The organism is Ensifer sp. GW823-FHT05D09 (assembly GCF_058795755.1).
Window position 1 is genome coordinate 44,397 of the sequence record NZ_JBXAIA010000008.1, and the last position, 26,552, is coordinate 70,948.

The 26,552-nt window shown below is 63.1% G+C and carries 23 protein-coding genes; 17 read left to right on the forward strand and 6 right to left on the reverse strand.

All coding sequences use genetic code 11. The features are described from left to right. Window positions 1-10: 10 nt before the first annotated feature. The 3 genes from AC1Q80_RS21445 to AC1Q80_RS21455 are packed head-to-tail and all read right to left on the reverse strand — an operon-like array spanning window position 11 to window position 2,690. Window positions 11-658: an HAD-IA family hydrolase gene (locus tag AC1Q80_RS21445; RefSeq protein WP_492361759.1), complete on the reverse strand. Its 648-nt coding sequence runs from the start codon at window positions 656-658 to the stop codon at window positions 11-13. Continuing rightward, complete coding sequence (locus AC1Q80_RS21450; RefSeq protein ID WP_492361760.1) at window positions 655-1,908, reverse strand: Tm-1-like ATP-binding domain-containing protein; 1,254 nt, start codon at window positions 1,906-1,908, stop codon at window positions 655-657. The genes AC1Q80_RS21445 and AC1Q80_RS21450 overlap by 4 nt, the downstream gene beginning before the upstream one ends. Further along, on the reverse strand, window positions 1,908-2,690 hold the full coding sequence (locus AC1Q80_RS21455) for an IclR family transcriptional regulator (protein ID WP_492361761.1): 783 nt from the start codon (window positions 2,688-2,690) through the stop codon (window positions 1,908-1,910). Before AC1Q80_RS21455 ends, AC1Q80_RS21450 begins: the two co-directional genes overlap by 1 nt. A 307-nt stretch (window positions 2,691-2,997) precedes the next feature. On the opposite strand from AC1Q80_RS21455, the gene AC1Q80_RS21460 reads away from it, so the two are divergent. Next, the gene (locus AC1Q80_RS21460) at window positions 2,998-4,449 is read left to right on the forward strand and encodes an APC family permease (RefSeq protein ID WP_492361762.1); all 1,452 of its coding nucleotides are present in this window, start codon (window positions 2,998-3,000) and stop codon (window positions 4,447-4,449) included. A gap of 59 nt (window positions 4,450-4,508) precedes the next feature. Further along, the gene (locus tag AC1Q80_RS21465) at window positions 4,509-5,987 is read left to right on the forward strand and encodes an aldehyde dehydrogenase (RefSeq protein WP_492361763.1); all 1,479 of its coding nucleotides are present in this window, start codon (window positions 4,509-4,511) and stop codon (window positions 5,985-5,987) included. Between the two features lie 29 nt (window positions 5,988-6,016). Here the strand turns inward: AC1Q80_RS21465 and AC1Q80_RS21470 are convergent, their stop codons facing one another. The 3 genes from AC1Q80_RS21470 to AC1Q80_RS21480 all read right to left on the reverse strand — a co-directional run bounded on the left by AC1Q80_RS21470 (window position 6,017) and on the right by AC1Q80_RS21480 (window position 9,553). Beyond that, window positions 6,017-7,261, reverse strand: a complete 1,245-nt coding sequence (locus AC1Q80_RS21470; protein ID WP_492361764.1) for a GGDEF domain-containing protein — start codon at window positions 7,259-7,261, stop codon at window positions 6,017-6,019. Between the two features lie 206 nt (window positions 7,262-7,467). Beyond that, on the reverse strand, window positions 7,468-7,980 hold the full coding sequence (locus AC1Q80_RS21475) for a flavin reductase (protein WP_173423378.1): 513 nt from the start codon (window positions 7,978-7,980) through the stop codon (window positions 7,468-7,470). A gap of 10 nt (window positions 7,981-7,990) precedes the next feature. Then, window positions 7,991-9,553 (reverse strand): 4-hydroxyphenylacetate 3-hydroxylase N-terminal domain-containing protein, encoded by a 1,563-nt coding sequence (locus tag AC1Q80_RS21480; protein WP_492361765.1) that lies wholly within the window; start codon window positions 9,551-9,553, stop codon window positions 7,991-7,993. 95 nt (window positions 9,554-9,648) lie between these two features. On the opposite strand from AC1Q80_RS21480, the gene AC1Q80_RS21485 reads away from it, so the two are divergent. The 15 genes from AC1Q80_RS21485 (at window position 9,649) to AC1Q80_RS21555 (ending at window position 26,552) form a co-directional block, all read left to right on the forward strand. Then, complete coding sequence (locus AC1Q80_RS21485; protein ID WP_173423376.1) at window positions 9,649-10,530, forward strand: helix-turn-helix domain-containing protein; 882 nt, start codon at window positions 9,649-9,651, stop codon at window positions 10,528-10,530. A 121-nt stretch (window positions 10,531-10,651) separates the two neighbouring features. Beyond that, window positions 10,652-12,313, forward strand: a complete 1,662-nt coding sequence (locus AC1Q80_RS21490) for an amidohydrolase (protein ID WP_492361766.1) — start codon at window positions 10,652-10,654, stop codon at window positions 12,311-12,313. Between the two features lie 42 nt (window positions 12,314-12,355). Beyond that, window positions 12,356-13,537 carry an ABC transporter substrate-binding protein gene (locus tag AC1Q80_RS21495; protein ID WP_492361767.1) on the forward strand — a complete coding sequence of 394 codons (1,182 nt, stop codon included), beginning with the start codon at window positions 12,356-12,358 and terminating at the stop codon, window positions 13,535-13,537. A 67-nt stretch (window positions 13,538-13,604) separates the two neighbouring features. Beyond that, the gene (locus AC1Q80_RS21500) at window positions 13,605-14,474 is read left to right on the forward strand and encodes a branched-chain amino acid ABC transporter permease (RefSeq protein ID WP_492361768.1); all 870 of its coding nucleotides are present in this window, start codon (window positions 13,605-13,607) and stop codon (window positions 14,472-14,474) included. Then, the gene (locus AC1Q80_RS21505) at window positions 14,461-16,176 is read left to right on the forward strand and encodes a branched-chain amino acid ABC transporter ATP-binding protein/permease (protein WP_492361769.1); all 1,716 of its coding nucleotides are present in this window, start codon (window positions 14,461-14,463) and stop codon (window positions 16,174-16,176) included. The genes AC1Q80_RS21500 and AC1Q80_RS21505 overlap by 14 nt, the downstream gene beginning before the upstream one ends. Continuing rightward, window positions 16,173-16,877, forward strand: coding sequence for an ABC transporter ATP-binding protein (locus AC1Q80_RS21510; RefSeq protein WP_492361770.1), 705 nt, complete (start codon window positions 16,173-16,175; stop codon window positions 16,875-16,877). Before AC1Q80_RS21505 ends, AC1Q80_RS21510 begins: the two co-directional genes overlap by 4 nt. A gap of 119 nt (window positions 16,878-16,996) precedes the next feature. Beyond that, window positions 16,997-17,983, forward strand: coding sequence for a helix-turn-helix domain-containing protein (locus AC1Q80_RS21515; RefSeq protein ID WP_173423370.1), 987 nt, complete (start codon window positions 16,997-16,999; stop codon window positions 17,981-17,983). Between the two features lie 104 nt (window positions 17,984-18,087). After that, the gene (locus AC1Q80_RS21520) at window positions 18,088-19,494 is read left to right on the forward strand and encodes an aldehyde dehydrogenase family protein (protein WP_492361771.1); all 1,407 of its coding nucleotides are present in this window, start codon (window positions 18,088-18,090) and stop codon (window positions 19,492-19,494) included. Between the two features lie 3 nt (window positions 19,495-19,497). After that, a complete protein-coding gene (locus tag AC1Q80_RS21525; protein ID WP_492361772.1) occupies window positions 19,498-21,093 on the forward strand; it encodes a GMC family oxidoreductase in 1,596 nt (531 codons plus the stop codon). Window positions 21,094-21,159: 66 nt separating this feature from the next. Further along, the gene (locus AC1Q80_RS21530; protein WP_492361773.1) at window positions 21,160-22,413 is read left to right on the forward strand and encodes an ABC transporter substrate-binding protein; all 1,254 of its coding nucleotides are present in this window, start codon (window positions 21,160-21,162) and stop codon (window positions 22,411-22,413) included. Between the two features lie 70 nt (window positions 22,414-22,483). Next, on the forward strand, window positions 22,484-23,350 hold the full coding sequence (locus AC1Q80_RS21535) for a branched-chain amino acid ABC transporter permease (RefSeq protein WP_492361774.1): 867 nt from the start codon (window positions 22,484-22,486) through the stop codon (window positions 23,348-23,350). Further along, complete coding sequence (locus tag AC1Q80_RS21540) at window positions 23,350-24,384, forward strand: branched-chain amino acid ABC transporter permease (RefSeq protein WP_492361930.1); 1,035 nt, start codon at window positions 23,350-23,352, stop codon at window positions 24,382-24,384. The genes AC1Q80_RS21535 and AC1Q80_RS21540 overlap by 1 nt, the downstream gene beginning before the upstream one ends. Continuing rightward, a complete protein-coding gene (locus tag AC1Q80_RS21545) occupies window positions 24,381-25,085 on the forward strand; it encodes an ABC transporter ATP-binding protein (RefSeq protein ID WP_492361775.1) in 705 nt (234 codons plus the stop codon). The genes AC1Q80_RS21540 and AC1Q80_RS21545 overlap by 4 nt, the downstream gene beginning before the upstream one ends. A gap of 1 nt (window position 25,086) precedes the next feature. Then, window positions 25,087-25,806, forward strand: coding sequence for an ABC transporter ATP-binding protein (locus AC1Q80_RS21550; RefSeq protein ID WP_492361776.1), 720 nt, complete (start codon window positions 25,087-25,089; stop codon window positions 25,804-25,806). 29 nt (window positions 25,807-25,835) lie between these two features. Then, window positions 25,836-26,552, forward strand: coding sequence for an SDR family NAD(P)-dependent oxidoreductase (locus AC1Q80_RS21555; protein WP_492361777.1), 717 nt, complete (start codon window positions 25,836-25,838; stop codon window positions 26,550-26,552).

Sequence of the window (26,552 nt, forward strand, 5' to 3'; positions counted from 1 at the left end):
CCTGGTCAGTTCAAATGCCGAGCATCCGAAGGGCTCTGGCGTAGCTTTCTGCGGGTCTGGTGACATCGAAGTGCACATTGGGCAGGGAAACGGCCTCCGCGCCCTCGATGTTCTTCTTCTGGTCGTCGACGAAGACGCAGGCCTCCCGCGGCAGGCCGAGTTCGGCGAGAACGCGTTCGTAGGCCCGTGGGTCCGGCTTCAGGATGCCGGTGTAGGTGGCATCGACGATGACGTCGAAAAGCTCGATCAGCGGAAAGCATTTGCGGAATTCCACGCCGTAGAAAAGATCGAGTTCGTTGGAAAGAATGGCGAGCCTGATGCCGGCTTCCTTGGCCTGCAGGATCGCGTCGCGCGCTTCCGGACGCAGCACCAGCTCCGGCTCGGCGCCGCGGGCGCGCTGGACGAAGGTCTTCATATCGCTCCAGTCTTCGCCGACAAGACGGCCGACTTCGCGGGTGCGCTCCATCCAATAGTCGCGCTCGGTGATCTCACGCCTTTGCATCGACACCCAGAGCGGATCGGTCGCCGTGTCGAACGGACCGAGCCAGGTCAGGCTGCCAGGCGAAAGGCCGAGCGCCCGCTCGGTGACATCATGGGTTTCAAACAGCGTGCGGGTGACGACGCCGCCGAAGTCGAGGACGAGGGCGCGGTTGGTCACGGGCGGCCTTCCGGGATCACGCCGCGGGCGATCCAGTCGTCGAAGATGGCAAGCGCCATGGCGGAGAACTCCGGTGCATTGATGTGGCTGTCGATTTCGTGAAGGTGGACGGAGGAGGGCACGGCGCGGCGCATCTCGTCGATGAACGCGTCGAGCGCCTCCGGTTCGTGCAGCGGTTCGCCCAGTTGGTCCCACTCCTGAATGCCCTTGAGCGGCAGGATAAAGGCGACCTCCGCGCTGGTATCGGCGAGTTTGCCGCCGATGATGCGGGCTATCTCGCGCCGACCTTCGGGCGATGTGGTCACCGAACCGAGCAGCCGGTTGTGGGCGTGATAGGGGCGGTCCGCAAAAACGGCGGGCAGCGCCTGCCATGCGGGCAGGTCGACCATGTCGACCGCTCCGGGTGCTACAAGCTGCGGGATCCCGGCGCGGCCGGCATTTTCCAGCCGATCCGGTCCGGAGGTGACGACGGTGCCGTGGTGATGGTTGCTGACCTCCTGGATGCAGAAGTCGAAGACGGCGGTAAAGCCGTTCTGCGCGGCAATCGCCTCGAAGGCGCGGCCGCCCATGCCGGTCGCGTGAAACACCGCGACGTCATAGCCGCGCCGCTCCAGTTCGGGCTTCAGGTACTTCATGTATTTGAGGCAGCTCGATCCGAGCGAGGTCATCCCGATCAGTGGGCGATCCTTGTCCGGCCTGGTGCCGAAACGGGCCGCTCCGACCACGGCGCCGCAGGCCTGCGACAGCACCGACCGGCAAATGCCGTTTAGGCCGTATAGTCCGCCCGCCCAAAGGATCATCATCAGATCGGGCGCGATGCGCTCCGGCGGCAGCAGGTGCGAATAGGCAATGGTCGAGACGACGAATTTCGGCACGCCGAGCGGCAGGGATGCTGCGACATCGAGTGCAAGATCGGTGCCCATCGAGCCGCCGAGAATGATGACGCCATCGGCCTGGCCCGCATCATAGAGGCTGCGGGTCAGAGCGGCCGCACCCTTGGCCATCAACTCCATCGCGCTGTTTTCGTCGCCGCTTGCGGCGATCGCCACGATCGACGTGCCGGCCGCTTCGGCAATATCGTGACGTGAATATTCCGGTGCATAGGGCGGATCACCGAGAACGCTGACGTCGATCATCACCGGCAGGCCACCGGCCTCGCGGATGACGGATGCCATGAATTGAAGCTCTTCGCATTTGGTGTCGCCCGTTCCGACGACGAGGATGTTGGGCAGACGGTTCATTGCATTCATCAGCCGGCCCTCCTTGCCAGCGGATTGGCAGTCGCCTGCTCCAACCCAAAGAATTTCTCGGAAATGCGTTTGGCGATCGCCGCCGTCACCGGCCCGAGTTCCGCGATCGTGTCGGCATTTGCGCGCACCTCCGGTGCAGCAACGGCGATCGCGCCGATCGGTACGCTGTTTGGCGCGCGGATCGGCGCGGCAACGCTGATGACGCCGCTCTCCAAGCCCTGCTGGCTGATCGAATAGCCGCGATGGGCGGTCTCCGTCAGCAGCCGGCGCAGTTCGGTTTTCGAGGTGATCGTGTGTTCGGTGAAGGCTTCGAGTGGTGCCGACAGGACATCCTCGACCTGCCTTTGCGGGCAGAAGGCGAGGAAGGCGTGGCCTGAGGCCGTTGCATGGAGGGGCAGCGGGCTGCCGACATCGACGATGACCCGATGGGCGCGCGGCGAGTCTTCCACGTGAACGGTCGAAAGCCGGCCTGCGACAAATTCCGAGAGATGCACGGTCTCGCCCGATGTGTTGGCAAGCTCTTTTACAAAGGGAATGGCGAGCGTGAGAAAGGGAAACCGTGCTTCCCTGATGCGGGCAAGCCGGACCGGCGCGCCGCCGATACGATAGCGTTTGGTGTCTGGATCCTGTTCGACGAAACCATGTCTTTCAAGCTCGACGAGAAAGCGTCGCGCCGTCGCCTTGTCGAGCGCGCAGTGCCTGGCGATGTCGCTCAAACCCGCTTCCCTGTCGAGGCGCGAGATCGCGTCCAAAAGGGCCAGTGCCTTTCCGATTGTGCTCATCCAATCTTCCTTCGTCGAGCGCCGCCGCCAGTGATCCCGATGCCTGTTCCCTTGATTTTCAGGCGGTTGCGCCATCCGTATCGCGTTTTTAGTCGGCAGAGATACTTAACATGCGAAATAACTTGACAGGTCGCCGTGTCATTTGCAAGTCTATATTTGAAGCAACGGTTTGAATATTGAACCGATTATTGCGCGGGACCAAGAACAAAAAACAACATGGTCTGCAGCAGCTTCGCGGAGGATGCCTTTGGAGAGATGGACCTGAGGCAAAGGCAAATAGTGCCAAGAAAAGGGGAGCTAAGAAGCTATGGACAATCAATCGTCGCCCGCAACCGGCGCCAACCAGCTGCGCAAGAATGCGCTCGGGGTCGGTGCCGTCACATTTCTCGTGGTATCGGCCGCAGCGCCGCTGACGGCGGTTGCCGGCGGTGTGCCGCTGGCCATGCTGCTCGGTAACGGCGCCGGTATCCCCGGCACGTTTCTGCTCGTCACGCTGATCCTATTGATGTTCTCGATCGGCTATGTCGCCATGGCGCGGCATATCCGCAACGCCGGCGCCTTCTATGCCTATACCGCCCAAGGGTTGGGCGGGTTGATGGGAGGTGCTGCCGCGATGATCGCGATCCTTGCCTATAACGCTATGCAGATCGGCGTCTTCGGCCTGTTCGGTGCCGCAACCGCCGGCCTCTTTGCCGGGCTTGGTATCGACCTGCCGTGGTGGGTCTGGACCTTCATCGGCATCGGTATCGTCGGCGTTCTCGGCTATCGCCGAGTCGACCTGTCGGCGAAGGTGCTGACCGTGCTGGTCATTCTCGAATATCTGGTCGTGCTTGTCATTGACGTCGCGATCATCGCCAAGGGCGGTGACAGCGGCCTGACGATGACGTCTTTCACGCCTTCGGCCCTGCTGTCAGGCTCGCCGGCAATCGGCATCCTGTTCTGCTTTGCCGCCTTCATCGGCTTCGAGGCGACGACGATCTACAGCGAGGAAGCCCGCGAACCGCACCGGACCGTGCCGCGCGCGACCTATATCTCCGTGCTGATCATCGGCGTCTTCTACATGCTGACCTCCTGGCTGATGGTGAATGCGGTCGGCTCCGACAAGCTGGTGCCGGAACTGCAGGGTCTGGCCGACCCGACGACCTTCCTCTTCGGTCTCGCCGAGCGCTATGCCGGCGGCTGGCTGCCGCCGATCATGAACGTACTCTTCGTCACCAGCCTGTTTGCCGGTGTGCTCGCGTTCCACAACGGTGTCGCCCGCTACCTCTACGTCGCCGGTCGCGAGCGCCTGTTGCCGGCCTCAATCGGCGTAACCCATCCGGTCTATCATAGCCCGCATGCGGGCTCGGTCATCCAGACGATCACGGCCGTGCTCGTCGTCGCGCTGTTTGCCGCAACCGGGCAGGATCCGGTGCTGGCGCTGTTCTCGTGGCTGACCAATGTCGGTACGCTCGCAGTCATGGTGCTGATGGCCTTTACCGCCTTCGCCATCGTCGCCTTTTTCAACCGCAATCCGGGTCTGGAATCGAATACGCTCGTGACCAAGATCATCCCGGTGATCACCGGTCTGATCCTGATCGCGGTGATCATCGCCATTGCGATCAACTTCGGCGATCTTGCCGGCGCCACCGGTTTGCTTGCAGTCTTCCTGCCCGGACTTGTCGTCATTGCCGGCGTGATCGGCCTCATCCTGGCAGCGATGCTGAAATCGGGCCGCCCGCTCGAATTCGCCCGGCTTGGCGCCGGCCAGGAGATCTGATCCGATAGGGGCGGCCGAAAAATCGGCCGCTCTTCCGCCTGACACATGGAATGGGACACATGCAGGACAAAATCGACCAGTTGCGCCGCGACGTGGTGCCGCCGCAAAAACTCTTCATCGGCGGCGTCTGGCGCGACGCTACGTCCGGCGGGACGCTTGACGTCATCTCGCCGATTGATGGGACGCGACTGACGACGATCGCCGATGCCGGCATCGACGACGTCGATGCCGCCGCGCTGGCCGCCCGCGCGGCCTTCGAGAAGGGCGCCTGGTCGAGGGCCGCACCCGCCGAGCGCAAAAAAGTGCTGCTGCGCGTCGCCGAACTCATCGAGAAAAGCGCTCTCGAGCTTGCCGTTCTTGGCGTGCGGGACAATGGCACCGAGATTTCGATGGCGCTGAAGGCGGAGCCCGGCAGCGCTGCCGGCACCTTCCGCTACTATGCCGAAGCGATCGACAAGGTCTATGGCGAGATCGCACCGACCGCGGGCAATGTCCTCGGCCTCATCCATCGCGAGCCGGTCGGCGTCATCGCCGCCATCGTGCCCTGGAATTTTCCGCTGATGATCGGCGCCTGGAAGATCGCGCCGGCGCTTGCCGCGGGCAATTCGGTGATCCTGAAGCCGGCAGAGGGCGCGTCGCTGACGCTGCTGCGGCTCGCGGAGCTCTGCGCAGAGGCTGGCTTGCCCGAAGGTGTGTTGAACGTCGTCACTGGCCGGGGGGCAATCACCGGCGAGGCAATCGGCCTCCATGCGGATATCGATGTGCTGGCATTCACCGGCTCGGGCGGCGTCGGTCGGCGGCTGCTGGAGTATTCGGCGCGCTCCAACCTCAAGCGCGTCTATCTGGAGCTCGGCGGCAAGTCGCCCAACATCGTCTTTGCCGATGCGCCCGATCTCGATCAGGCGGCCAAGGTTTCGGCCTATGGCATCTTCCGCAACTCCGGCCAGGTCTGCGTTGCCGGCTCGCGGCTGCTGGTCGAGCGGTCGATCCACGAAGCCTTCGCCGAGAAAGTGGCCACAATCGCGGCAACCATGAAGGTGGGAGATCCTCTGCTGTTGTCGACGGAAGCCGGCGCCATCTCCAGCGAAATCCAGCTTGAGAAGAACCTCGGCTTCGCCGAGCAGGCGGTGGGCGAGGGCGCACGCTTAAGGACCGGCGGAGAACGCATCCTCGAAGAGACCGGCGGCTTCTACATGCAGCCGACGATCTTCGACGTCGAGCCGGGCATGACGCTTGCGAGAGAAGAGGTCTTCGGCCCGATCCTGTCGATCATCCCCTTTGAAGACGAGGCCGATGCGCTCCGCATCGCCAACGGCACCGAGTACGGGCTTGCATCGGCAGTCTGGACCGCGAACCTGTCGCGGGCGCACCGCATGGTGCGCTCCATCCGGGCGGGCGTCGTGCATGTCAACACCTATGGCGGCGCCGACAACACCGTGCCGCTCGGCGGCGTCAAGCAGTCCGGCAACGGTAACGACAAGTCGCTGCATGCGCTCGAAAAGTACACCGACCTCAAGACCGCCTGGATCCAGCTCTGATCGACCCGCGCGGCGGCTGCGATATGGTGCTACCCGAAGGCGAGTTCCAGGTTTTGTCGATCTCGTGCGACCACATGGCATCTGGTCTCGAAACCCTCGCCGGCAACGACCAGCACGAGTTCCGGCGGAATGCCGGCGGAGTTCGAAACCGTGACCGTCGCACCATCGGGACCAAGTGACCTAATCGTGCAACCGACCTTTGAGCGACGGTCATCGTAAAGGATGGCACCGGCTTTCAGGACGCTTTGACGGGGGCCGGCCTGACGACCAGCTTCCCACTCGACACAGCGGTTTCGGCCGGCGGATTTGGCGAGGTACATTGCTGCGTCTGCCTGCGCGAGTAATGTCGCGCTATCCCTGGTGTTGGCCGACAGTGCCGAAATGCCGAAACTGGCGGTGACAGCAAGTGGGCCAAAGTCACCATGGATTGCCTGGGCGGCAATCGCCCCTCGCAGCTTTTCCGCGGCAGCCAGAGCGCCTTTGGCGTCAACGTGCGGCAGCATGACGGCGAATTCCTCGCCACCAAGCCGTCCGAACAGGTCACTTGCCCGCAGACTGGACTGGCAGGCGGAGGCAACAGCCTTCAAGACCTCGTCACCGGCAGAGTGTCCATAGGTATCGTTGACGCGCTTGAAGTGATCGACATCAAGGACGATGCACGAAAGGGCGTGTCCATGCCGGATCGCCAGCGAAATCAGCTTGTCCGCCTCTTCGCGGAAGGCGCGTCGCGTGAGGGTGCCGGTTAATCCGTCCGTCGCAGCTGAGTGGAGCAACTCGATCCGGTCCATCGCCACCCCTGCCAGCTCGGTCAGAACGTCAAGTTCCCTGTCGGCAAAAGCTCGTGGGGTGCGATCGATCGCGCACACGGTTCCGATTGTGTGTCCGTCCCTCGTCTTCAGGGGAACGCCAGCGTAAAACCGAATATGCTCCTCGCCTGTCACGGCCGGATGCTGTGAAAAACGCGGGTCTTTCGTGGTGTCGTGCACAATAACGGGCTTTTCGGAAGCGACCACATATTGGCAGAATGTGTCTTCGCGCGGCATTTCCTCTGCCGAAAGCCCAGAGCAGGCCATGTACCATTGCCGATGGGCGTCCATCAGGGAAACGATCCCGATGTCGATTGAAAAGACGTTCTTGATGAGCCGCACGACGCGTTCAATGCCGTGATCCCTCGGTGCTTCAAGGAGATCGAGTTGTCCGAGGGCGGCGAGGCGATCAGATTCCCTGCCTCCAACGTCCGTCGTCGATCGTCCGGTTGGCTCGACCACCGCCATTCCGATTTCCTTTCTCATTCCGCGCCAGGCAAATAGACGCGTTTCGGGAAAAAGCAAAAGGCGCCAATCCGCATGTGCCTGTCGATTGCGACGGCTCTGCGGCAATGCGGCCTGCGATGAGGCCGTGTTGAACGATCACAGGCGATCCGAGTTCAAAAGGTGCCGCGAGACGCGTGCACACGCCAACGGTCAACTGGGTCGCTCGCCTACCCGCCGAAACTTCCGAGCTGTGTCGGCACGTGCACGTAGTTGCGGTCGAAGTAGAGAAGCGCATTGCCGTCGCTGCGCGACCGGATACCGACGACACGGCCGATCAGGATATGGTGGGTGCCGAGCAATCGTGCCTCCGCGAGCTCGCAGTCGAGTGAGACGATCGCATCCTTCACGGCCAGACTTCCCGATGTCATCTCGACCCAGTCGGCGGCGGCGTAGCGCTCCGTCATGTCCTTGGTGGCGCCGGCAAAATGCCCGGCAAGCTCTGTATGGTCGTGGCTGAGCACGTTGACGCAGAAGCGGCGGTTATCGATGAACAGGCCGCATTGCGTCGAGTTGCGGTTCATGCATACGAGCAGGCTCGGCGGGTCGTCGGTCACCGAGCACATCGCCGTTGCCGTGAACCCGCCGCGTCCGGCGGGTCCGTTGGTGGTGACGACGTTGACGGGCGCGCAGACCCGCGCCATCGCGTTGCGGAATTCGGTCTTCGAGACAGCCGTTTCCATGCCGGTCACCTCACTCGGCCGCATTGCGGATCGGCGCCTCGGCGCCCAGCGGCGGCAGCCAGGTGTCGCCCGTCCAGCCGTGCTGGTCGTAGTCGCTCATGCAGGTATCGACGAGCGCTTCCATTTCCTTCAGCCGTCCGCCGCGCTCGGCGCCTTTCAGTACCTGCAGGCGTACTTCTTCCGGCGCGCCGGCATAGTTGAGTTCGTAGAGCGCATGCCGCCCGCCAAACTCGGTGCCGGTCGCGTCCCACAGCAGCTTCATGATCTTGATGCGTTCGATGTGACCCATGTCGTTGGAGCCGCGCACATATTGCGCGAGGTAGCGGTCGATCTCGCCGTTGCCGAAATCCTTGGCCGAGGATGGCAGGTAGATGAGGCCCGAAGCGACGACCCGGCGAATGGTGTCGACCACCCGGGGATAGGCTTCCGACATGAAGGTCCGGTAGGAGAGGGCGGCTTCCAGATTGGGCAGCACGGCGCCGTCCGCCCAGGGAATGGGATTATAGGCCATGGCGTTGGAGAAGCTCCAGAACATGTGCCGGAGCGCGATGACTTCGCCGAGTGCCGCCTGGTTGCCGCGGAAGGCATCGCCGCCGGTGGCGCGCAGCGCCTTGGCCAGCAGGCCGGCGAGGAAGTCGAGCTTGACGGCAAAGCGGGTGCAGCCCTGGAAGCAGTAGCCGTGCATGAAGCCCGATGCCGGATGAAACGACAGGATCTTGGCGGCATCGCGCAGCACAAGCACGTCTTCCCAGGGCACGAAGACATTGTCGAGCACGAGAATGGCATCGTTCTCGTCGAAGCGCGACGACAGGGGGTAGTCGAAGGGGTGGCCGACGGTATTGGCCGTCTGCTCGTAGGAAACGCGGCAGAACATCTTGATACCAGGCGCATTCATCGGGACGATGAACATCACCGAGAGCGACGGATCCTCGGTCACGGTCGCCGAGCTCTGCGCCAGGAAGTTGTAGTGGGTGAGGGCCGATGAGGTTGCGACCACCTTGGCGCCGGAGACATAGATGCCCGCGTCCGTTTCCTTGGTGATGTGGACGAACACGTCCTTGACCGCATCGGCGGGCTTGTGCCGGTCGATCGGCGGGTTGACGATCGCGTGGTTCATGAACAGCGCCGCCTCCTGGGCTCTGCTGTGCCAGGCGAGCGCATTGTCCTTGAACGGGCCGTACCACGATGCATTGGCGCCGAGCGTGTTCATCAGCGCCGCCTTGTAGTCGGCCGTGCGCCCCATCCAGCCATAGGACATGCGCGCCCATTCGGCGATGGCGCCCTGCTGGGCGACGAGGTCGGCGGACGAGCGGGCGACACGGAAGTACTTGTGGGTGTAACCGCCGGAGCCGGTGTCGGTCGGAGCGGTCAGGGCATCCTTCTTGGTGGGATCGTGCAATGCATCGTAGAGCCTCGCCAGCGATCGCGCGGAGTTGCGCATGGCCGGATGCGTCGTCACATCCTGAATGCGCTCGCCGTTGATGTAGACCTCGCGACCGTCACGCAGGCTTTCGAGGTATTCGGTCCCGGTAAACGGGCGCGCCTTGTCGGCGCGAAAGTCTTCAGCTCTCATGGTTCTCCTCCTTGAGTTTCGTCAAGACTAGGCATTGATTGTCACCGCTGCCATGGACAGAATGCCAAAATGGCTTGTACTTTTTCGGGTGAACCATGGTTGACGGCATTCCAAGCTTCTTTGTCTACGGCGAGCCGGAACAGCCGCTGGAGCCGGGGTTTTTTCACGTCGAAACGGTGATGGCCCGGCGTGGACTGCATCATGGGCAGGTCAAGGCGCACAAGCATGATCAGTTGGCGCAGGTCACTTATTGGCTGCGCGGGCGAGGATCGTACTTCATCGAAGACAAGGTGTTGGACTTTTCGGCGCCGGCCGTCAGCTTTGTGCCAAGCGGCATCGTACACGGTTTTTCCGTCGAGCCACGGGAAAGCGATGCCATCGTCATCTCGATCGCCGATGGGTTAATGCTGTCAGTTCGCGCACAGACAGCGTTGGCGATCGACGTGCCGGTCATGATCGCGGGCGTAAGCGGCGACAGCCAATGGCAGCGCCTGTCGCAATTGATGGACATCATTGCGGACGAATATGCGACGGCCGCCTTCGGCACCCAGTCGATGATGGCGTCGCTCGCATCGGCGATCCTGACGCAGATCGCCCGTCTTGCCTCGTTTGCGCCGTCGCCGTCGCAATCTCCCGACATGATGCTTGCAATGCAGTTGCGGCGCATGATCGATGCGCATTTTCGCGAAAACTGGACCGTGGGGCGCTATACCGATGCTCTTGGGTCCACCCCGCACCTGCTGGCCAAGGCCACCGGCGCTGCGTTCGGCATGCAGGTGAAGGAACTGATCAACGAGCGCCGGCTGCTGGAAGCCAAACGTCTGCTGCTCTTCACCATTCGGCCGCTCGAGGATATCGCCTATGAGATCGGCTTTCGCGATGCGGCCTATTTCTCGCGCTTCTTCCGCTTGCGGACGGGCGTGGCGCCCAGCGATTGGCGACAGCTCAAACTGGGGCAGACGGCGTCGTCACCCTGATCGTTGCCGATCGCTTTACTGCTATATATTTAACGTGTGAATTATATTGACACCCTGCCGAAGCCGATGCATCCTCTTCTCAACTAGAAGGTTCAAATAATGAACCAAAGGGAACTGCAGGATGACTTCCAATGGCCGCGCCGCGGACACGATTCTGATCAATGGGCGGATCTACACGGTCGATCCGCGCCGAAGCTGGGCGGAAGCGATCGCCATCGTCGATGGCCGTATCGTTGCGGTTGGAGGCAATGACGAGGTTCGCCTGCGGGCCGGACCTGCAACGCAGATTGTCGACCTTGAGGGCCGCATGGCGATGCCCGGCTTTGTCGATGTGCACAACCACATCCTCATGGGCGGACAGGCCGAGCTTTTCGAACAGCGGTTTCCTGGCACGGCAACCCTGGAGGAGATCCTCGGCCATGTCCGCAAGGCAGCCGTAGCCGCCGCGCCGGGCCAATGGATTTTCGGCAGCCAATGGGGCGCCGACATGCTTGCCGTGCTCAATAGCGCCGACGCGCTTGAGCGCCTCGACAAGGCAAGCCTCGGCCATCCGGTCCTGCTTCGCGACGAGACCGCGCACAATCGTTGGGTCAACAGCGAGGCGATGCACCTTTCGGGCATCAGTGCTGACAGTCCCGATCCGGTGGACGGAGCCTTCGGCCGCGATCCGAAGACCGGCGCACTGACCGGCATTCTGATCGAAGCGGCCGCCGGTATCGTCGAACACGTGGCAGCCAAGGATTTCACCGACGATATGGCCGAGGCGGCCGTCGCGCAGGCGGTCAGAAGCAACAATGCCTATGGCATCACGGCTTTCCAGGATGCCGCTTCCGTCCTTCCTGTCATGGCAGCGCTCTCGCGTCTCGATGGCAAGGGTGCGCTGACGGCCTGGTCGGTGACGTCGATCCCGCTGGTCGAGCCGAGTTTCATGTTCGGGCTTTCTGGCGATGCGCTGTTGGCGCGGCGTGACGAATTCCGCAGCGCGCACGTCCGGCCGAACTTCACCAAGATCTTCCTCGATGGCGTGCCGGGCGCAAGGACGGCCGCCTTCCACGAGCCCTATGTTGCCGACGCGACCCATGGTTCTGGCCATCGCGGCCACACGCTTGTCTCGCAGCCGGATCTGGTGCGCTACATCGACAGGTCCGAGAAGCTCGGCATGGGTCTGAAGGTCCATTGCACCGGCGATGCTTCGGTGACGCAGATGCTCGATGCCATCGAGACGGTCCGTCACTTCAACGGGCCGACGCCGGTGCTGCATCACATTGCGCATGCAAGCTATATCCGCGACGAGGATATCCGTCGCTTTGCCGAACTCGGCGTGGTTGCCGATCTGTGCCCGATGATCTGGTTCCCCACCACCTTTCTGGAAGGCCATAAGGAGGCGATGGGCCGCGAGCGTGCGGAACGCTTCTGGCCGGTTGCCGATCTCTTGGACGCCGGCACGCTCTTGGCCGGCGGTTCCGATTGGCCGGTCTGCCCGATCCCCGATCCGTGGAGTGGCATCGAGGGGCTCGTGACACGGCGAAATCCATCCGGTGCCTTTCCGGGTGAGGCGCTTTGGCCGGAACAGGCGATCGATCTCGAAACGGCGATCGCCATCTACACTATCAATTCGGCGCAGGCATCCGGGCTGGATGCGGAAACCGGTTCGATCGAAGTCGGCAAGTCGGCCGATCTGATCATCATCGACCAGAATGTCTTTGACGTGCCGCCCGGCCGGATCGCCGGGACCAAGGTGCTGACAACCTATTTCGAGGGTCGCGTGGTCTACCAGCGCTAGACGGCCGACACATCACCGAATTTCGACAAAAAGGGGAACAGAATGAAATACTTGACTTCCCTCCTGCTGACGTCCGCCACTGCCTGTTGCGGTCTTGCGCTGATGGCCGGGTCGGCCGCTGCCGCCCCGACATGCGAGGACGGGCCGATCCAGCTCGGTTCCGTTTCGACGATAACAGGTCCGGTAGATTTTTCCGACGGTCCAAGTGGCGCCAAAGCGGTGTTCGACCAGCTCAATGCGGCTGGTGGCATCAACGGCTGCACGATCGAATATACCATGGCAGACGACAAGGGCGACCCGCAGGTCGCCGCGCAAGCGGCTCGCGACCTGATCGACAACAGGAACGTCGTGGCGCTCGGCGGTGGGGCAAGTCTGCTCGAATGTGCCGTTAATGCCGGCACTTACAAGCGCAACGATGTCCTGTCCGTGCAGGGCGTCGGCGTCGATCCGATGTGTTTCAACGCGCCGACGATCGCGCCCGTCAACGTCGGTCCCTATACGCTGACGACGGCGATGCTCGACTACGCCAGCAACGAACTGAAGAACGAAAAGCTCTGCGCTTTCTTCATCATTCTCGGTGGCACCCAGGAGGCTTATGCCCAGGCGGTGAAGCGCTGGGAGGCAATGAGCGGCAAGACCATTCACCTGGTCGACATGACACTGCCGCTGCAGGGCGATCTGACACCCTATCTCATCAAGGCGCGGGATTCAGGCTGCGACGCGGTGCTGACGAACCAGGTCGAACCGGGCGTCGTCCAGATGATCAACACCGCCGACGCCCAGAAGATCGAGGGCATCGATTGGATTTTCCTTGCCTCCGGGTACACCGAAGGCGTGGCCAAGGCGCTGCCCGATACCAGGCAGCCGGTCTATCTCGGCACCGAATGGGAGCCCTACACCGAGGTAAATGCGGCCAATGGCGACTGGATGGCCGTTATGGAAAAGGCCGGCCTTGCAAAGACCGCCTTCTCCCAGGGCGGCTATCTTGCAGCAAAGGTGCTCGTCGACACGATATCGTCGATCGACGGACCGGTGACGCGCGAGACGATCAAGGCCAAGCTGACCGAAGGCAAACCGATGAAATACTCGATTGCCGGCAGCGACTATGTCTTCGGCGATGCCGCCAAGCACGCACCGATGCAGGCGACGAAGGTCATGCAGCTTTCCGGCGGCAAATGGGTGCCCAAGACGACGGACTGGTACGTCCTGCCACCGGCCGAATGACATCAGCGCCCGCAGCAGCGCTGCGGGCGCAAGCATGCCCTCCCGGCCCGACTGAAGGAGCCTAGCGATGAACTCACTTCTGGCATCGGCCGTAGCGGGCCTGTCTGCAGGCGGCGCCTATGCCATCCTCGGCGTTTGCGCGGTCTTCACCTACAGGCTGGTTGCGGTCGTCAACTTCACCGGTGCAGCGATCGGCGCCGCCGGCACCTTCGTCATGGTGACGCTCTACGAGAGTGGCTATCCGCTCGCGATCGGCGTGCCTGCCGGGATCGCCGCCGGCGCTCTCGTTGCGACATGGATCGGCATCGTCATGACCACCTGGTTTGCGGGCGCGAGCGCCTCGACCAAGGCGGCCGTCACAGCGGCGCTGCTTGTCGGCATCATCGCGGTCGGCCTGCGGCTGACCGGCGGCCAGCACCCGCACAGCTTTCCCGAACTCGTCACCGGATCGGCTTTTCGGTTCGCTGGCGTGGAGGTGACGCGCGCATCGTTGTTGACGCTCGCCATTGCCGTCGTCTTCACGCTCGTCACCGAGCAGTTTCTCGCAAGAACCAGAACGGGCCTGCAATTGCGGGCACTTTCGTTGCGTCCGATGGCGGCCGAGTTGATCGGCATCCGCGTGAGGCTGCTTGCCCTTTGCGTGTGGGCGGTGGTGGGGGCGGTGACGTCCTTCGCTTTGATGGTCATCGCGCCTCTGCGTTCGCCGGATTTCATGTCGCTCAGTCTGCTCGTGGTTCCGGCACTGGCGGCAGCGTTGATCGGCGCCTTCACGAGCTTTCGTGCGGCTCTGATCGGCGGGCTGATGATCGGCATCATCGAAGGGCTTGCAAGTGGCCTCGACACGTTCAGCCAATATCGCGGCGCCATCCCATTTCTTGTCATTCTCGCGGTTCTGCTGTGGTCGCAAAGAGGAGCCCGCTGGGATGAAGCACGCTAGCCTGCATGCCGCGCTCAAGACTGCCTCCGCGCTTGCGATCATCGCTGGCCTGGCCGTTCTGGCGCTCCCGAATTATTGGGTCTTCCTGATCACGGCCGTCTTCATCGTCGGCGTCGCGCTTCAAAGCCTCGGTCTCGTCACGGGTCGAACCGGCATGATTTCGCTCTGCCAAATGTCCTTTGCCGGCGTCGGAGCCTGGGTCACCGGCTATCTCAACGTCGCCGAGTTTCCGGGCGGTCTCGTCGTCTGGGTGCTCGTCGGCGGTCTTGCTGCCGTTCCCGTTGGCGTCGTCATCGGCCTGCCAGCCCTCAGATTGAGAGGGATAAACCTTGCAATCGTCACGCTCGGCTTTGCCGCCGCCTTCGACACGGTGCTCGCAACGATCACCTTCCCGGGGCAGACATCGTTCACGCAAGTTGCCCGGCCTGCGCCGTTTGAAAGCGACAAGGGCTATTTTCTCTTCATCATGCTCGTATACGGCCTGATCGCCGTTGCCTTGGAGTTCGTCAACCGCTCGCGCCTCGGCGCTTCCTGGCTTGCCGTGCGCCATTCTGAGCGGGCCGCTGCCGCCCATGGCGTCAGCATCGCGCACGCAAAGCTGAGTGCCTTTGCGATCAGCGCGTTTATCGCCGGCATCTCCGGTGGGCTTCTGGCCGGTTATCTCGGCACGCTTGTCGCCGAGAACTTCAACATGATGCAGTCGCTCGTCCTGTTTGCGGTGGCGACCATGGTCGGCGCGCATTTCACGCTCGGCGCCATCGCCGGCGGTCTGATGATCACCCTGTTCCCGGAACTGCTGCGTCGCGTCGGCCTGCCGCAGGACGTCGGCAACGTCTTCTTCGCCGTCGGTGCCGTACAGGCGCTGAGCAGCGGCGAGACGATCAGCGAGACCTGGGGGCGCCTCGGTTCGAAGCTCCTCCCGCGACGGGCGGGTAAGACAAGCGCCAAGCCGCCGCCGCCGCTGGCAGCGCCGTCGGTGCACGCCCAAGGGCTCGCGCTCGAGGTCAACGGCCTGACCGTGCGCTACGGCAACGTCATTGCCCTCGACAAGGTGTCGCTTGCGGTTCCCGCTCGAACGGTGGTCGGCCTTATCGGCCCGAACGGCGCGGGAAAGTCGACAACCGTCGATGCCATTGCCGGCTTCCTGCCTCGCTACGAAGGCTCGATCAAGCTCGCCGGACGTCCGCTCGAAGGCCTTTCCGCGACGGCGCGGGCCAAGGCTGGTATCCGCCGAACCTGGCAAACGACGCGCATCGCGCCGGAACTCACGGTCGGAGAATACATGCGGCTGGCGGCGGCGGGCATCAAACCCGGCGAGATCGAGGCGGTACTCGAATGGTTCGATTGCCCGTCACCGGAAACGGTGATTGCGACGGTCGATGCCGGCACGCGCAGGCTGATCGACGTGGCGGGCGTGGTGGCGGCGAGACCGCCCGTGCTTCTTCTCGACGAACCTGCAGCCGGTCAATCCTATGCCGAGGCGCTAAAGCTCGGCGAGAGGATCGCCGCAGTCCCGGAAAAGTTCGGCAGTGCCGTGCTCCTGATCGAGCATGACATGGATCTCGTACGCCGCGCCTGCTCGGCGATTACCGTCTTCGATTTCGGCCGGCTGATTGCGCAGGGCACGCCGCAGGCGGCGCTCGGCTCGGCCATCGTTCAGAAAGCCTACATGGGCATCGAACCTGAGGAGCGGGTCGCGTGACAACGCTGGACATCAAGGGACTGGTCGTCAATCGCAGCGGCATTCCGATCGTTCGCGGCATCGATCTGAGCGCAAGAGGTGGCGAAATCAGCGTCGTGCTCGGCTCGAACGGCGCCGGCAAGACGACGACGCTCGAAGGTATCTCCGGTATCATCCCGGCAGCGGGCGAGGTCCTGCTCGATGGCGAAAACATCGCCGGTGCGAATGCCGGCACAAGGGCGCGCCGTGGCCTGCGCCATGTGGAGCAGGGACGCACCGTCTTTGCCGAGATGACGGTGGAGGAAAACCTAGCAGTTGCGCTGCATCCTTCGGCCAATCTTGACGAGGCCTATGCGCTTTTCCCGGAGCTTGTGCAGCGGCGAGGCGTGAACGCTGGCATGCTTTCCGGCGGCGAGCAGCAGATGCTTGTCATCGCCCGCGCGCTTGTCGGCCGGCCGAAGGTCGTTCTGATCGACGAAATGTCGTCGGGCCTTGCGCCGGTGATTGTCAGCCGCCTGATGAGCGCCGTGCGAACGCTTGCCGATGACGGCATGGCGGTCGTGCTGGTCGAGCAGTTCGCGACGCTGGCATTGGCCATCGGCAATCGCGCCTATGTGCTGCGGCGTGGCGAGATCGTCTATGATGGCGGCTGTCAGGCCCTGGCGCGCGATCCGGCACGGCTTCATGCGCTTTATCTCGGCGAGGCCGGGCAGGCTGCATGACGCCCGGCGGCGCCTTCTTGACCGAAGGTTCGCGTCGCCCGTAACGTTTGGCCGGTTGCCGTGCTTGGGATAGCACGCCGCCGAGCCCTCGGGTGCACTGACACTGTTGGGAGGCAGAGTTGGAACTATTGCAGAACCAGAGCCTGGTGCAGCGCGAATGGGCGACGATCCCCTACGACGAGTGGGCCGACGACCTGCGCGGCATTTGCGGCAATTTCAATCCGCACACGATGAAGCGCGGCGACAGCGTCTTCGGCAAGGCGAGCCGCATCGATGTCTGCGGCATGGAATTCGCCCATGTCTCCAACGACCTCGATTATGTCCATCGCGGTTGGGACGATGTTCGCCGGGATGCCAATGAGCATCTTTTCCTGATCCTGCAGCTGGAAGGGGTGTGTGGCGTCGAACATTCGGGCCAGCAGAATGTGCTCGACGTCGGCGAATGCATCCTGGTGGATTCCACCCGTCCGACCACCTTCTATTTCGGCGGCCGGTTCAGCAACCATCTCTCGCTGCATCTGCCCCGGCAATTGATGTACTCCGAAAGCAAGGTCGACTTCGACGTCGCGCGCAAGCTTTTTGCCGACGACCCCATGGCACTGATGCTGCGCGCTCTGATCGCCAAGATCATGTCGACGCCCGAAAACGAAACGGCATCGCCGCATCTGCGCCAATTGATGTTCAACGCCACCCGTCAGGCGTTCCTGTCGACGGGAACGCAAGCCGGAAGCCTGCATTCCCTCCATGACAGCGCCACCAAGCGTCTGCAGATGGTCGACGTGCTGATCGACCGGCACCTGACCGAAAGCGATCTCAGCGCCAAATGGCTGGCAACCCGGCTCGGCATCTCCATCCGAACGCTGCAGCAGGACTTTCAGGGCATGGGCGTCACTTGCACGACGGTCATTCGCGACAAGCGCCTGCGTTTCGCGCGCGAGAAGATCGAGCAGCTCAAGGAACAGCGCAACGCCAAGACCATTGCCGAGGTTGCCTATTCCGCCGGCTTCAACGACATTTCGTACTTCAACCGCAGCTTCAAGGATTTGTTCGACTGCGCTCCGACCGACATCCTGCGCTTTGGCGCCGGCGCGCCCAACGCGGTTTGAAAACGGGCGCTGCGTTTCAGTCCAAGACGCGGCGCGCTTCTCCCCAAGACAGAAAACGCGGCGCTCCTCCATAGTCCCTGCGAAGGTCACGGGAGGAGAAAATCGTGAAGCAGTACACCCTGCTCATTGCGGGCGAGCGCGTCGCCACATCCAGCCACGCGGAAGTCCGCAGTCCGTCGAGCGGCGACGTCGTCGGCTACATGCCGCTCGCCGGCGAGGCGGAGCTCGATCGGGCCGTCGCTGCTGCTGCGGAAAGCTTCAAGACCTGGTCACAGACCGCGGATGAACTCAGGGCAAATGCCTGCCGGTTGCTCGCCGAGAAGATCGCCGAGCACGCCGAGGAACTTGCGCAGATCCTGACGCGCGAGCAGGGCAAGCCGCTCAACGGGCTCGGTTCCCGCTTCGAAATCGGCGGCGCGCTTGCCTGGACGCGGCACACGGCGGAACTGAACCTGCCGGTCGAAATCCTGCAGGACGACAATGAGGGCCGCGTCGAGCTACACCGCAAGCCGATCGGCGTCGTCGGCTCCATCACACCCTGGAATTGGCCTGTTATGATCGCCTGCTGGCACATCGTGCCGGCGGTGCGGGCCGGCAATACGGTTGTCATCAAGCCGTCGCCGCTCACCCCGCTTTCCACCATCCGTCTCGTCGAGATCATGAACGAGGTGCTGCCGCCCGGCGTCGTCAATGTGGTCACCGGCGAAAACGAGATCGGCGCAGCGCTTTCCGCCCATCCCGGTATCGCCAAGATGACATTTACCGGTTCGACCGAGACGGGCAAGAAGGTGATGGCATCGGCGGTCGCCACGCTGAAGCGACTGACGCTCGAGCTCGGCGGCAACGATGCGGGCATCGTGCTCCCCGACGCCGAACCGTCCCGCATCGCAGAGGGCCTGTTCTGGGGCGCCTTCATCAACAGTGGCCAGACCTGCGCGGCGCTGAAGCGCCTCTACGTGCATGAAAGCATCTATGAGGATGTGTGCGCGGCGCTGACGGATTATGCCGGCAAGATCGCCGTCGGCGACGGTCTGGACGAAACCAGCATTCTCGGGCCGATCCAGAACGAAATGCAGTTCAACAAGGTGCGCGAACTCGTCGACGACGCGCGCGCCAAGGGCGGTCGCATCCTCGTCGGCGGCGCGCCGCTGGAGCGGCCTGGCTATTTCTATCCGATCACGCTGGTCGCCGATGTCGATCACGGCGTCCGGCTGGTCGACGAGGAGCAGTTCGGGCCGGCGCTGCCGATCATCCGCTACACCGATATCGACGAAGTGATTGCGCGTGCCAATACCAATCCTGCCGGCCTTGGCGGCTCGGTCTGGTCTGCCGACGCGCAAAAGGCCCGGCATTATGCGCTGCAGCTCGAATGCGGTTCGGTCTGGATCAACAAGCACGGCACCATACAGCCGAACGCGCCGTTCGGCGGCGTCAAGCAATCCGGCATCGGCGTCGAATTCGGCGTCGAGGGCCTGAAGGAATTCACCACGATCCAGACCGTGTTGAGCTGAGCCATGACGATATTCGACTACATCATCATCGGCGGCGGATCATCGGGTTGCGTGCTGGCCAACCGGCTTTCGGAAAACCCTGATCACCGGGTCCTTCTTCTCGAATCCGGACGCCGGGACAAGGATCTCTGGATCCATATTCCCGCGACCTTCTTCAAGGTGCTGGGCAAGGGCATCGACATCCACCCTTATGCTTCCGATCCGCAGAAGGGGCTCAACGGCCGCCCGAGCATCATCCCGCAGGGCAACGTGCTTGGCGGCGGCAGCTCGGTCAACGCGATGATCTACATTCGCGGCCACAGGAACGACTATGACACCTGGTCGCAGATGGGGTGCCACGGCTGGTCCTATGAGGATGTGCTGCCGGCCTTTCGTTCGCTTGAAAACAACGAGAGCCTCAACGGCAGATTCCACGGGCGGACCGGCAGCCTTCACGTTTCCAATCCGCGCCACCGGCACCCCTTGAGCGAGGCGTTCGTTCAGGCTGCGACCGAGATCGGTATCCCCCACAATCCCGACTTCAACGGCGAGGATCAGGCGGGGGTCGGCTTCTATCAGAGCACGACCTATCGTGGGCGGCGATGGAGTTCGGCGCAGGCGTTTCTGCGCGAGGCCGAAAAGCGCCGGAACCTGACCGTGCTCACACAACGCAAGGTGGCCCGCATCCTGTTCGACGGACGGCGTGCCACCGGCGTCGAGCTGATCGATGGCACGGTGTATTCAGCCTCGCGTGAAATAGCCCTTGCCGCCGGCGCCATCGCGACGCCGAAGATCCTGCAGCTGTCGGGCATCGGCGACGGCCAGCACCTGAGCGCGAACGGCATCGACGTGATTGCGGACTTGCCAGGGGTCGGCGCGAACTACCAGGATCATCTCGAGGTGCCGGTTCAGGGCGAGACGCGGCAGCCAATGTCCATACTCGGGCACGACACGGGGCTCAGGGCGGTCGCGCATATGGCGCGCTACCTGACGTCCCATCGCGGCCTTCTGGCGTCTAACGTCGTAGAATGCGGCGGGTTCGTCGACACAGCAGGCACCGGTCAGCCTGATGTCCAGTTCCACGTCCTGCCTGTCCTGATCGGTTTCGTCGACCGCGAGCCCGAACCCGGCCACGGCATCAGCATCGGCCCCTGTTACCTGCGTCCGCACTCGCGCGGCAGCATCCGCCTGAAGAGTTCCGATCCGAATGAGAAAGCGGATTTCAACGCCAATCTCCTGTCGGATCCGGTCGATGTCGAGACGCTGGTTCGCGGGGTAGAAACGGCGATCCGCATCCTGGAAGCGCCGGCACTTTCAAAACTGGTCAAGCGTCGGGTCCTGCCGCGACCGGGCGTGGAGAAGGATCCTGATGCCCTGCGCGACTATATCCGCCAGACCGCCAAGACCGTTTTCCATCCGGCAGGCACCGCCCGCATGGGTGCCGCCGACGACCGGCTGGCCGTCGTCGGGCCGGATCTGAAGGTGCGCGGCGTCGAGGGGCTGCGCGTCTGCGACGCGTCGGTCATGCCGACCCTCGTTTCGGGCAACACCAACGCACCGGCCATGATGATCGCGGCTCGTGCCGCAGCCTTCATGACCGGAAAGGCAATTGCCGGCTGATGTCGGCACCATGACCAACCCCGTCGGGAGCGGGGGAGGAACGAACAAGAACTGGAGGAGGAAACCATGAGGATAGATTTGAAGGGGCTGGCCGTCGGCCTTGCCCTGACGTTGCTTTCGGCGGCGGGCGCACAGGCTGCCGCGACCTGCGGCGAGAATACCGGACAGGCGGCGACCGGCGAGCCGATTGTCATCGGCGCCATTACCGGCAAGACCGGGCCGGACGATTTCTCCAATTCCACCAAGGCGGCCAAGGCCTATTTCGATTGCCTGAACGCCAATGGCGGGATCAAGGGGCGGCCGGTGAAATATCTGGTCGAGGACGATCAGTGGAATCCGGAGACGGCGGCGCAACTCGCTGCCAAGCTCGTCAACGACGAGCAGGCGGTGCTGATGGTCGGCAACTCGAGCTATGTCGAGTGCGGCGCCAATGCCGAATTCTACAAGAAGTCGGGCATTCTCGTCGTTGCCGGCGTCGGTGTGCCGCGCGAGTGCTTCTTTGCCGAGAACTATGCTCCGACCAATGCCGGCCCGCGGGTTTCTATGCTCGGCGCCATGGGCTACGCGCTCGAGGCACTGAAAGCCAAATCGGTTGTGTGCATCGGCCCCAACATTCCGAATGTCGGCACCTGGTCCTGCGATGGCGTCATGCTGCTGGCGAAGGAGAAGGGCTTTGCCGCTGAAACGATCCTGATGGACCCGGGCTCGGCGGACGCAACTTCGGTCATGCTGCAGGCGGCCGGCAACAAACCCGACGTCATCGTGCTCGGCATGTCCAAGGGCGTCGCCGTGCCGCTTCTGACCGCCGCCGAAGAGCAGGGGCTCAACCAGACGATCACGTTCCTCAGTGCTGCTTCCGCTTATGATCTTTCCGTTCCCACCACCATCGGTGCAGGTTGGGACGGCAAGTTCTACGTCAACATGGAGTTCAACGATCTGGAAGCGGACACGCCCGACAATAGCAACTGGCTGGCGGTCATGGACGAATATGGACAGTCCTCCGATCCGCGCGACACCTTCGCACAGGCCGGCTATCTGGCGGCGCGCATCACCGAGAAGGCGCTGATGACGCTCGACCCGGCCGATATCAGCCGTGAGACCGTCTCTGCCGCCGTTCGCCAGGTGAAGGGCTTCAAGAGCGACATCTTCTGCGCCCCCTGGTACTTCGGCGACGGACAGCCACGTCACAATGCCAACTCGACGACCCGCATGGCGGTGAGCGAAGGCGGCAAGTGGAAGGTCGTCTCCGACTGCGCTCCGTCGCCCGATCCGGAGCTTGGAGATATCCGCGACTACGAGAAGTCCGCAGGGCTGAACTGAGCTTCTGCCTCCGATCGCGTCCTGCAGCCCTTTTGGCTGCAGGACCTGTCCGACCCGCTAGGATCGACACATGAACATTCTGCCTTTCATCATCTCCGGCCTTGGTATCGGGGCCGTCTATGCCCTGTCCGGTGTCGGGCTCGTCATTCTGTTTCGGGCCACCGGTGTTCTCAACTTTGCTTTCGGCGCTTTTGGTGCCTTCGGTGCCCATTGTGCGTGGCAATTGCTCGAATGGAAGATGCCGCTGGTCGTCGCGATCCTCGCAGCCGTCGCCGTGTCCACGGCCATCAGCTTTGCCTACGGACGCATCTTTGCGCCGCTCCTGTGCCACAGGGATATCGTCGTGCGCGCTGTCGGGACATTGGCGCCGGCCCTGATCCTGATTGCGCTCATGGGCGTGATCTGGGGGGAGCTGCCGCGGCGCCTGCAGTTTCCGACCGATCAGATGTTCGTTTCGATCTTCGGCGTGCGGCTGACCTATACCCGCATCATTGCCATTCTCCTGTCGATCGTGATGGTTGGCGTCATCACGCTTCTGCTCAACCGGACGCGGCTCGGCCTGGACATGCGCGCCTTGGCCAATGATCGCGATCTGAGCGCCATCCTTGGTGTTCGCATTCTCTATACCGAGACGGCCGCGTGGATCATCACCGGCATCTTTGCCGGCTTTGCCGGGTTGCTGCTGGCGGATCTCGTTCGGCTGCAGGGCACTTTCCTGACGCTGTTGGTGATCCCGGCCATCGCCGCTGCGATTCTGGGTCAGCTGCGCTCGCTGTGGGAAACGGCGCTTGCCGGCCTGCTTGTCGGCATTGCAGAGGCAGTGTTGACGCCACTTGGCTGGATATCGCCCTATCGCGCGGCTGCACCTTTCATCATCGCACTTGCCGCGGTCACGATCTTGGGGAGCACGGCAAAGGCCGCGCTGAAGGACAGATGATGGCTTCCGAACACGTCGCACAGGTCGTGCCCCGCTCCATGTCCATCGCCCGTCTGCCGATGTCGCTTCTCCAGGTTCCGGCAACGATGATCGTCTTTGCCGGCGTGACAGTGCTTTTCGCCAATTCGTTCTGGCTGTCGGCGGCCACGGCGGCTGTGGCGCTCTCGCTTTCCGTGGTGGGGCTCGCGATCCTTTATGGCCAGCTCGGTCTCGTCTCCCTGTGCCAGTTCGCGCTTGTCGGCGTTGGCGGCTGGGTGGCGCTGCGTGTCGGTCATGCGTTTCACCCGCCCTTCGAAATCAGCCTCCTGGCAGGCGGCATCGTCGCCTCTATCGTCGGGCTGGTCTTCGGAATTCCGGCGTTGCGGTTGCGCGGGCTCTATCTCGCGCTCGTCACGCTGATGCTGGCCGGCGCCTTCCAGATCGTCATCAGCGCCTGGGGGTTTCCCGATGGAGGGCCGGGTTTCCTCGGACGGGCCGACGGCTCAGGCCGGGCGATGCTGCCTCGCCCCGACATGGCGCAGGGCGCCGTCGCCTACTTCATCTATGTCTGCGTCGCCGCAACGGTCGGGCTGATGATCGCGCAGTGGCACAAGCTGGCCAAACCCGGTCGCGCCTGGGCGTTGATCCGCAAGGGCGAAACCGTCGCCATTTCCAGTGGCGTCAGCGTCCTCGTTTTCAAGGCATGGGCCTTCGCGCTCAGCGGCTTTCTCGCCGGCGTATCCGGGGCCTTGCTTGCCGGCAACGTCGGGCAGCTCGACGGGCGAGCCTTCGGCGCGTTCGAGAGCCTCAATCTCTTTGCCCTGGCGATCGTCGGCGGGGTTTACAATTGGTATGGCGCACTGATTGCGGGATTGCTGCTGCGGGCATTGCCGGCGCTCCTGACCGATCTCGGGATCGATGGCTACGTGACCATCGGCATCTTCGGTGTCGCGCTGTTTCACGCGCTTGCCACCGCACCTGCCGGCATTGCCGGCCAGATCGCCGGGATCGTCGCCCGGGTGCGTATCCGAATTATGGGAGGGAGGGCACCATGATTGCGATCGACAACCTGGTCGTCCAGTTTGGCGGGGTCAAGCCGATCAATCAATTGACGGCGACCCTGACGGCCCCTGTTGCCGGACTGATCGGCCCGAATGGGGCGGGAAAGACAACGCTGCTCAATGTGCTGTCCGGCTTCGTGCGGCCGGTTCAAGGTTCGGTGGCGCTCAACGGCAACGGGCTCTTAGAGATGACGCCGCTGCAGCGCGTGCGTGCCGGCCTGCGACGCTCGTTTCAAACGGAACAGGTGGTCGAGGACTTGACGGTTGCCGACAATCTTGCCGCGATCGCCGATCACATCGTGCCGTCGCCGCAGCGCGCCGAGGCGGTCGACCGCGCGCTAGCCTTTATCGGCCTGCGTCCCGTTGCGGACAAATTGGGGCAATCACTCAATCTCTTCCAGCGCCGCCTGGTTGAGCTTGGCAAATGCGTGATCGGAAAGCCAAGCCTCATCCTGCTGGACGAGCCCGCCGCCGGGCTGACCGACGAGGAGGGCAGTGCGCTGCGTGAACTTGTCTTGCGTATCCCAACTGAGTTTTCAGCGCAGGTCCTGGTCATCGACCACGATGTCGAACTGATCCGCGCCATGTGCAGCGAAACGATGGTTCTCGATTACGGGAAGCTGCTTGCCCTCGGCCCCACTGAAACGGTGCTCGCCGATCCCGCTGTCCGACGTGCCTATCTGGGAGAGCTTTGACATGGCCGAGGTATCTTGCGTCGAGGTCGAGCGCCTTGCCGTCGAACGTGGCGGCAAACGCGTCATTCACGATGTCTCGTTCACGATCCGGGCAGGCGAGATCACCACGCTTCTGGGCGCCAACGGCGCCGGCAAGTCGAGCGTCGTCATGGCGCTTGCCGGTGTGCTGCCCCTGGCCGGTGGAGCCATGCGGCTCGACGACAGGCCGCTCGACGGCCTGTCGCCCGATCGTATCCGGCGCGCCGGAATTGCGCTGGTGCCCGAAGGACATCGCGTGCTCGGACAACTGACGGTGGAAGACAATATCCTCGTTGCGGCTTTGGACGGGTCGCGCAGCGCCCGGGCCGACGGCCTCGAAACGGTCTACGGCATCTTTCCCGAACTCGCCGAGCGTCGCACGCAGTTGGCGTCCGATCTTTCCGGCGGCCAGAAGCAGATGGTGGCGATGGCACAGGCGTTTATCGCCAGGCCACGTTTCATTATCGTCGACGAGCTTTCCCTCGGGCTGGCGCCTGCGGTTGTCAAGCGCCTCGCGGAGGCCTTGAAGCTTGCGGCGAAGGGCGGCATCGGCGTGTTGCTGATCGAACAATTCGCCAACCTGGCACTCGATCTTGCGGCGCATGCGCTGGTGCTCGAGCGCGGGCGGCTGGTTTATGACGGGTCGTCTGCGGCGCTGAGGGCCCAACCCGAAATTCTGCACGGCGCCTATCTCGCGAGCTGATCTCGACACACCGATCTCAAGGAACAGACATGACTTTCGCGAGCGAACTCTTTGCGGGCCGAACTGTCGTCATCCCAGGCGGCACTTCGGGCATCGGCGCCGCCACGGCACTTCGTTTCGCCGGGCTCGGCGCCCGCGTGATCACCTGTGGACTGGGCGCATCCGGCGGACCGCATCACGTGCAGATCGACAACAGAGAGGTCGACGTGCTGCGCCCTGGGTCGCTCGAAGGCTTCTTCTCAAACCTGGATCGGATCGATGTCCTGGTGAATTGCACCGGCGTCAGTCGCGATCGTCAGGAATGGCGCAAAGACAAGTTCGACGAAGTGATTGCGATCAATCTCACCTCCGTCATGGATTGTTGCCGTTTGGCGCGCGACCGAATGAAATCAGGATCTTCCATCGTCAATATCGCATCGATGTATTCGACGTTCGGGGCGGCCGACCGGCCGGGATACTCGGCGAGCAAAGGGGCGATCGTTCAGCTGACCAAGTCGCTGGCTCAGGCGTATGCGGCGACCGACATTCGCGTCAATGCCGTGGCGCCGGGCTGGATCGTCACCCCGCTCAGTCGGGCTCTGTTTGCCGATGAAGCCGTCTCTGTGCCAATCCTGAGCCGTATTCCTGCCGGGCGGTGGGGGGAGGCGGGTGAGGTGGCGGACGCGATCGCTTTTCTGGCATCCGACGCGGCGCGCTATGTGACCGGCGCCTGCCTGCCGGTCGATGGCGGCTACCTGACCGCGTGA

Coding starts and splice junctions, on each gene's coding strand:
- AC1Q80_RS21460 (WP_492361762.1), top strand. CDS start 2,998: ATGGACAATCAATCGTCGCCCGCAACCGGCGCCAACCAGCTGCGCAAG.
- AC1Q80_RS21465 (WP_492361763.1), top strand. CDS start 4,509: ATGCAGGACAAAATCGACCAGTTGCGCCGCGACGTGGTGCCGCCGCAA.
- AC1Q80_RS21495 (WP_492361767.1), top strand. CDS start 12,356: ATGAAATACTTGACTTCCCTCCTGCTGACGTCCGCCACTGCCTGTTGC.
- AC1Q80_RS21505 (WP_492361769.1), top strand. CDS start 14,461: ATGAAGCACGCTAGCCTGCATGCCGCGCTCAAGACTGCCTCCGCGCTT.
- AC1Q80_RS21530 (WP_492361773.1), top strand. CDS start 21,160: ATGAGGATAGATTTGAAGGGGCTGGCCGTCGGCCTTGCCCTGACGTTG.
- AC1Q80_RS21500 (WP_492361768.1), top strand. CDS start 13,605: ATGAACTCACTTCTGGCATCGGCCGTAGCGGGCCTGTCTGCAGGCGGC.
- AC1Q80_RS21490 (WP_492361766.1), top strand. CDS start 10,652: ATGACTTCCAATGGCCGCGCCGCGGACACGATTCTGATCAATGGGCGG.
- AC1Q80_RS21455 (WP_492361761.1), bottom strand. CDS start 2,690: ATGAGCACAATCGGAAAGGCACTGGCCCTTTTGGACGCGATCTCGCGC.
- AC1Q80_RS21475 (WP_173423378.1), bottom strand. CDS start 7,980: ATGGAAACGGCTGTCTCGAAGACCGAATTCCGCAACGCGATGGCGCGG.
- AC1Q80_RS21545 (WP_492361775.1), top strand. CDS start 24,381: ATGATTGCGATCGACAACCTGGTCGTCCAGTTTGGCGGGGTCAAGCCG.
- AC1Q80_RS21550 (WP_492361776.1), top strand. CDS start 25,087: ATGGCCGAGGTATCTTGCGTCGAGGTCGAGCGCCTTGCCGTCGAACGT.
- AC1Q80_RS21485 (WP_173423376.1), top strand. CDS start 9,649: ATGGTTGACGGCATTCCAAGCTTCTTTGTCTACGGCGAGCCGGAACAG.
- AC1Q80_RS21535 (WP_492361774.1), top strand. CDS start 22,484: ATGAACATTCTGCCTTTCATCATCTCCGGCCTTGGTATCGGGGCCGTC.
- AC1Q80_RS21450 (WP_492361760.1), bottom strand. CDS start 1,908: ATGAATGCAATGAACCGTCTGCCCAACATCCTCGTCGTCGGAACGGGC.
- AC1Q80_RS21480 (WP_492361765.1), bottom strand. CDS start 9,553: ATGAGAGCTGAAGACTTTCGCGCCGACAAGGCGCGCCCGTTTACCGGG.
- AC1Q80_RS21525 (WP_492361772.1), top strand. CDS start 19,498: ATGACGATATTCGACTACATCATCATCGGCGGCGGATCATCGGGTTGC.
- AC1Q80_RS21470 (WP_492361764.1), bottom strand. CDS start 7,261: ATGGCGGTGGTCGAGCCAACCGGACGATCGACGACGGACGTTGGAGGC.
- AC1Q80_RS21540 (WP_492361930.1), top strand. CDS start 23,350: ATGGCTTCCGAACACGTCGCACAGGTCGTGCCCCGCTCCATGTCCATC.
- AC1Q80_RS21555 (WP_492361777.1), top strand. CDS start 25,836: ATGACTTTCGCGAGCGAACTCTTTGCGGGCCGAACTGTCGTCATCCCA.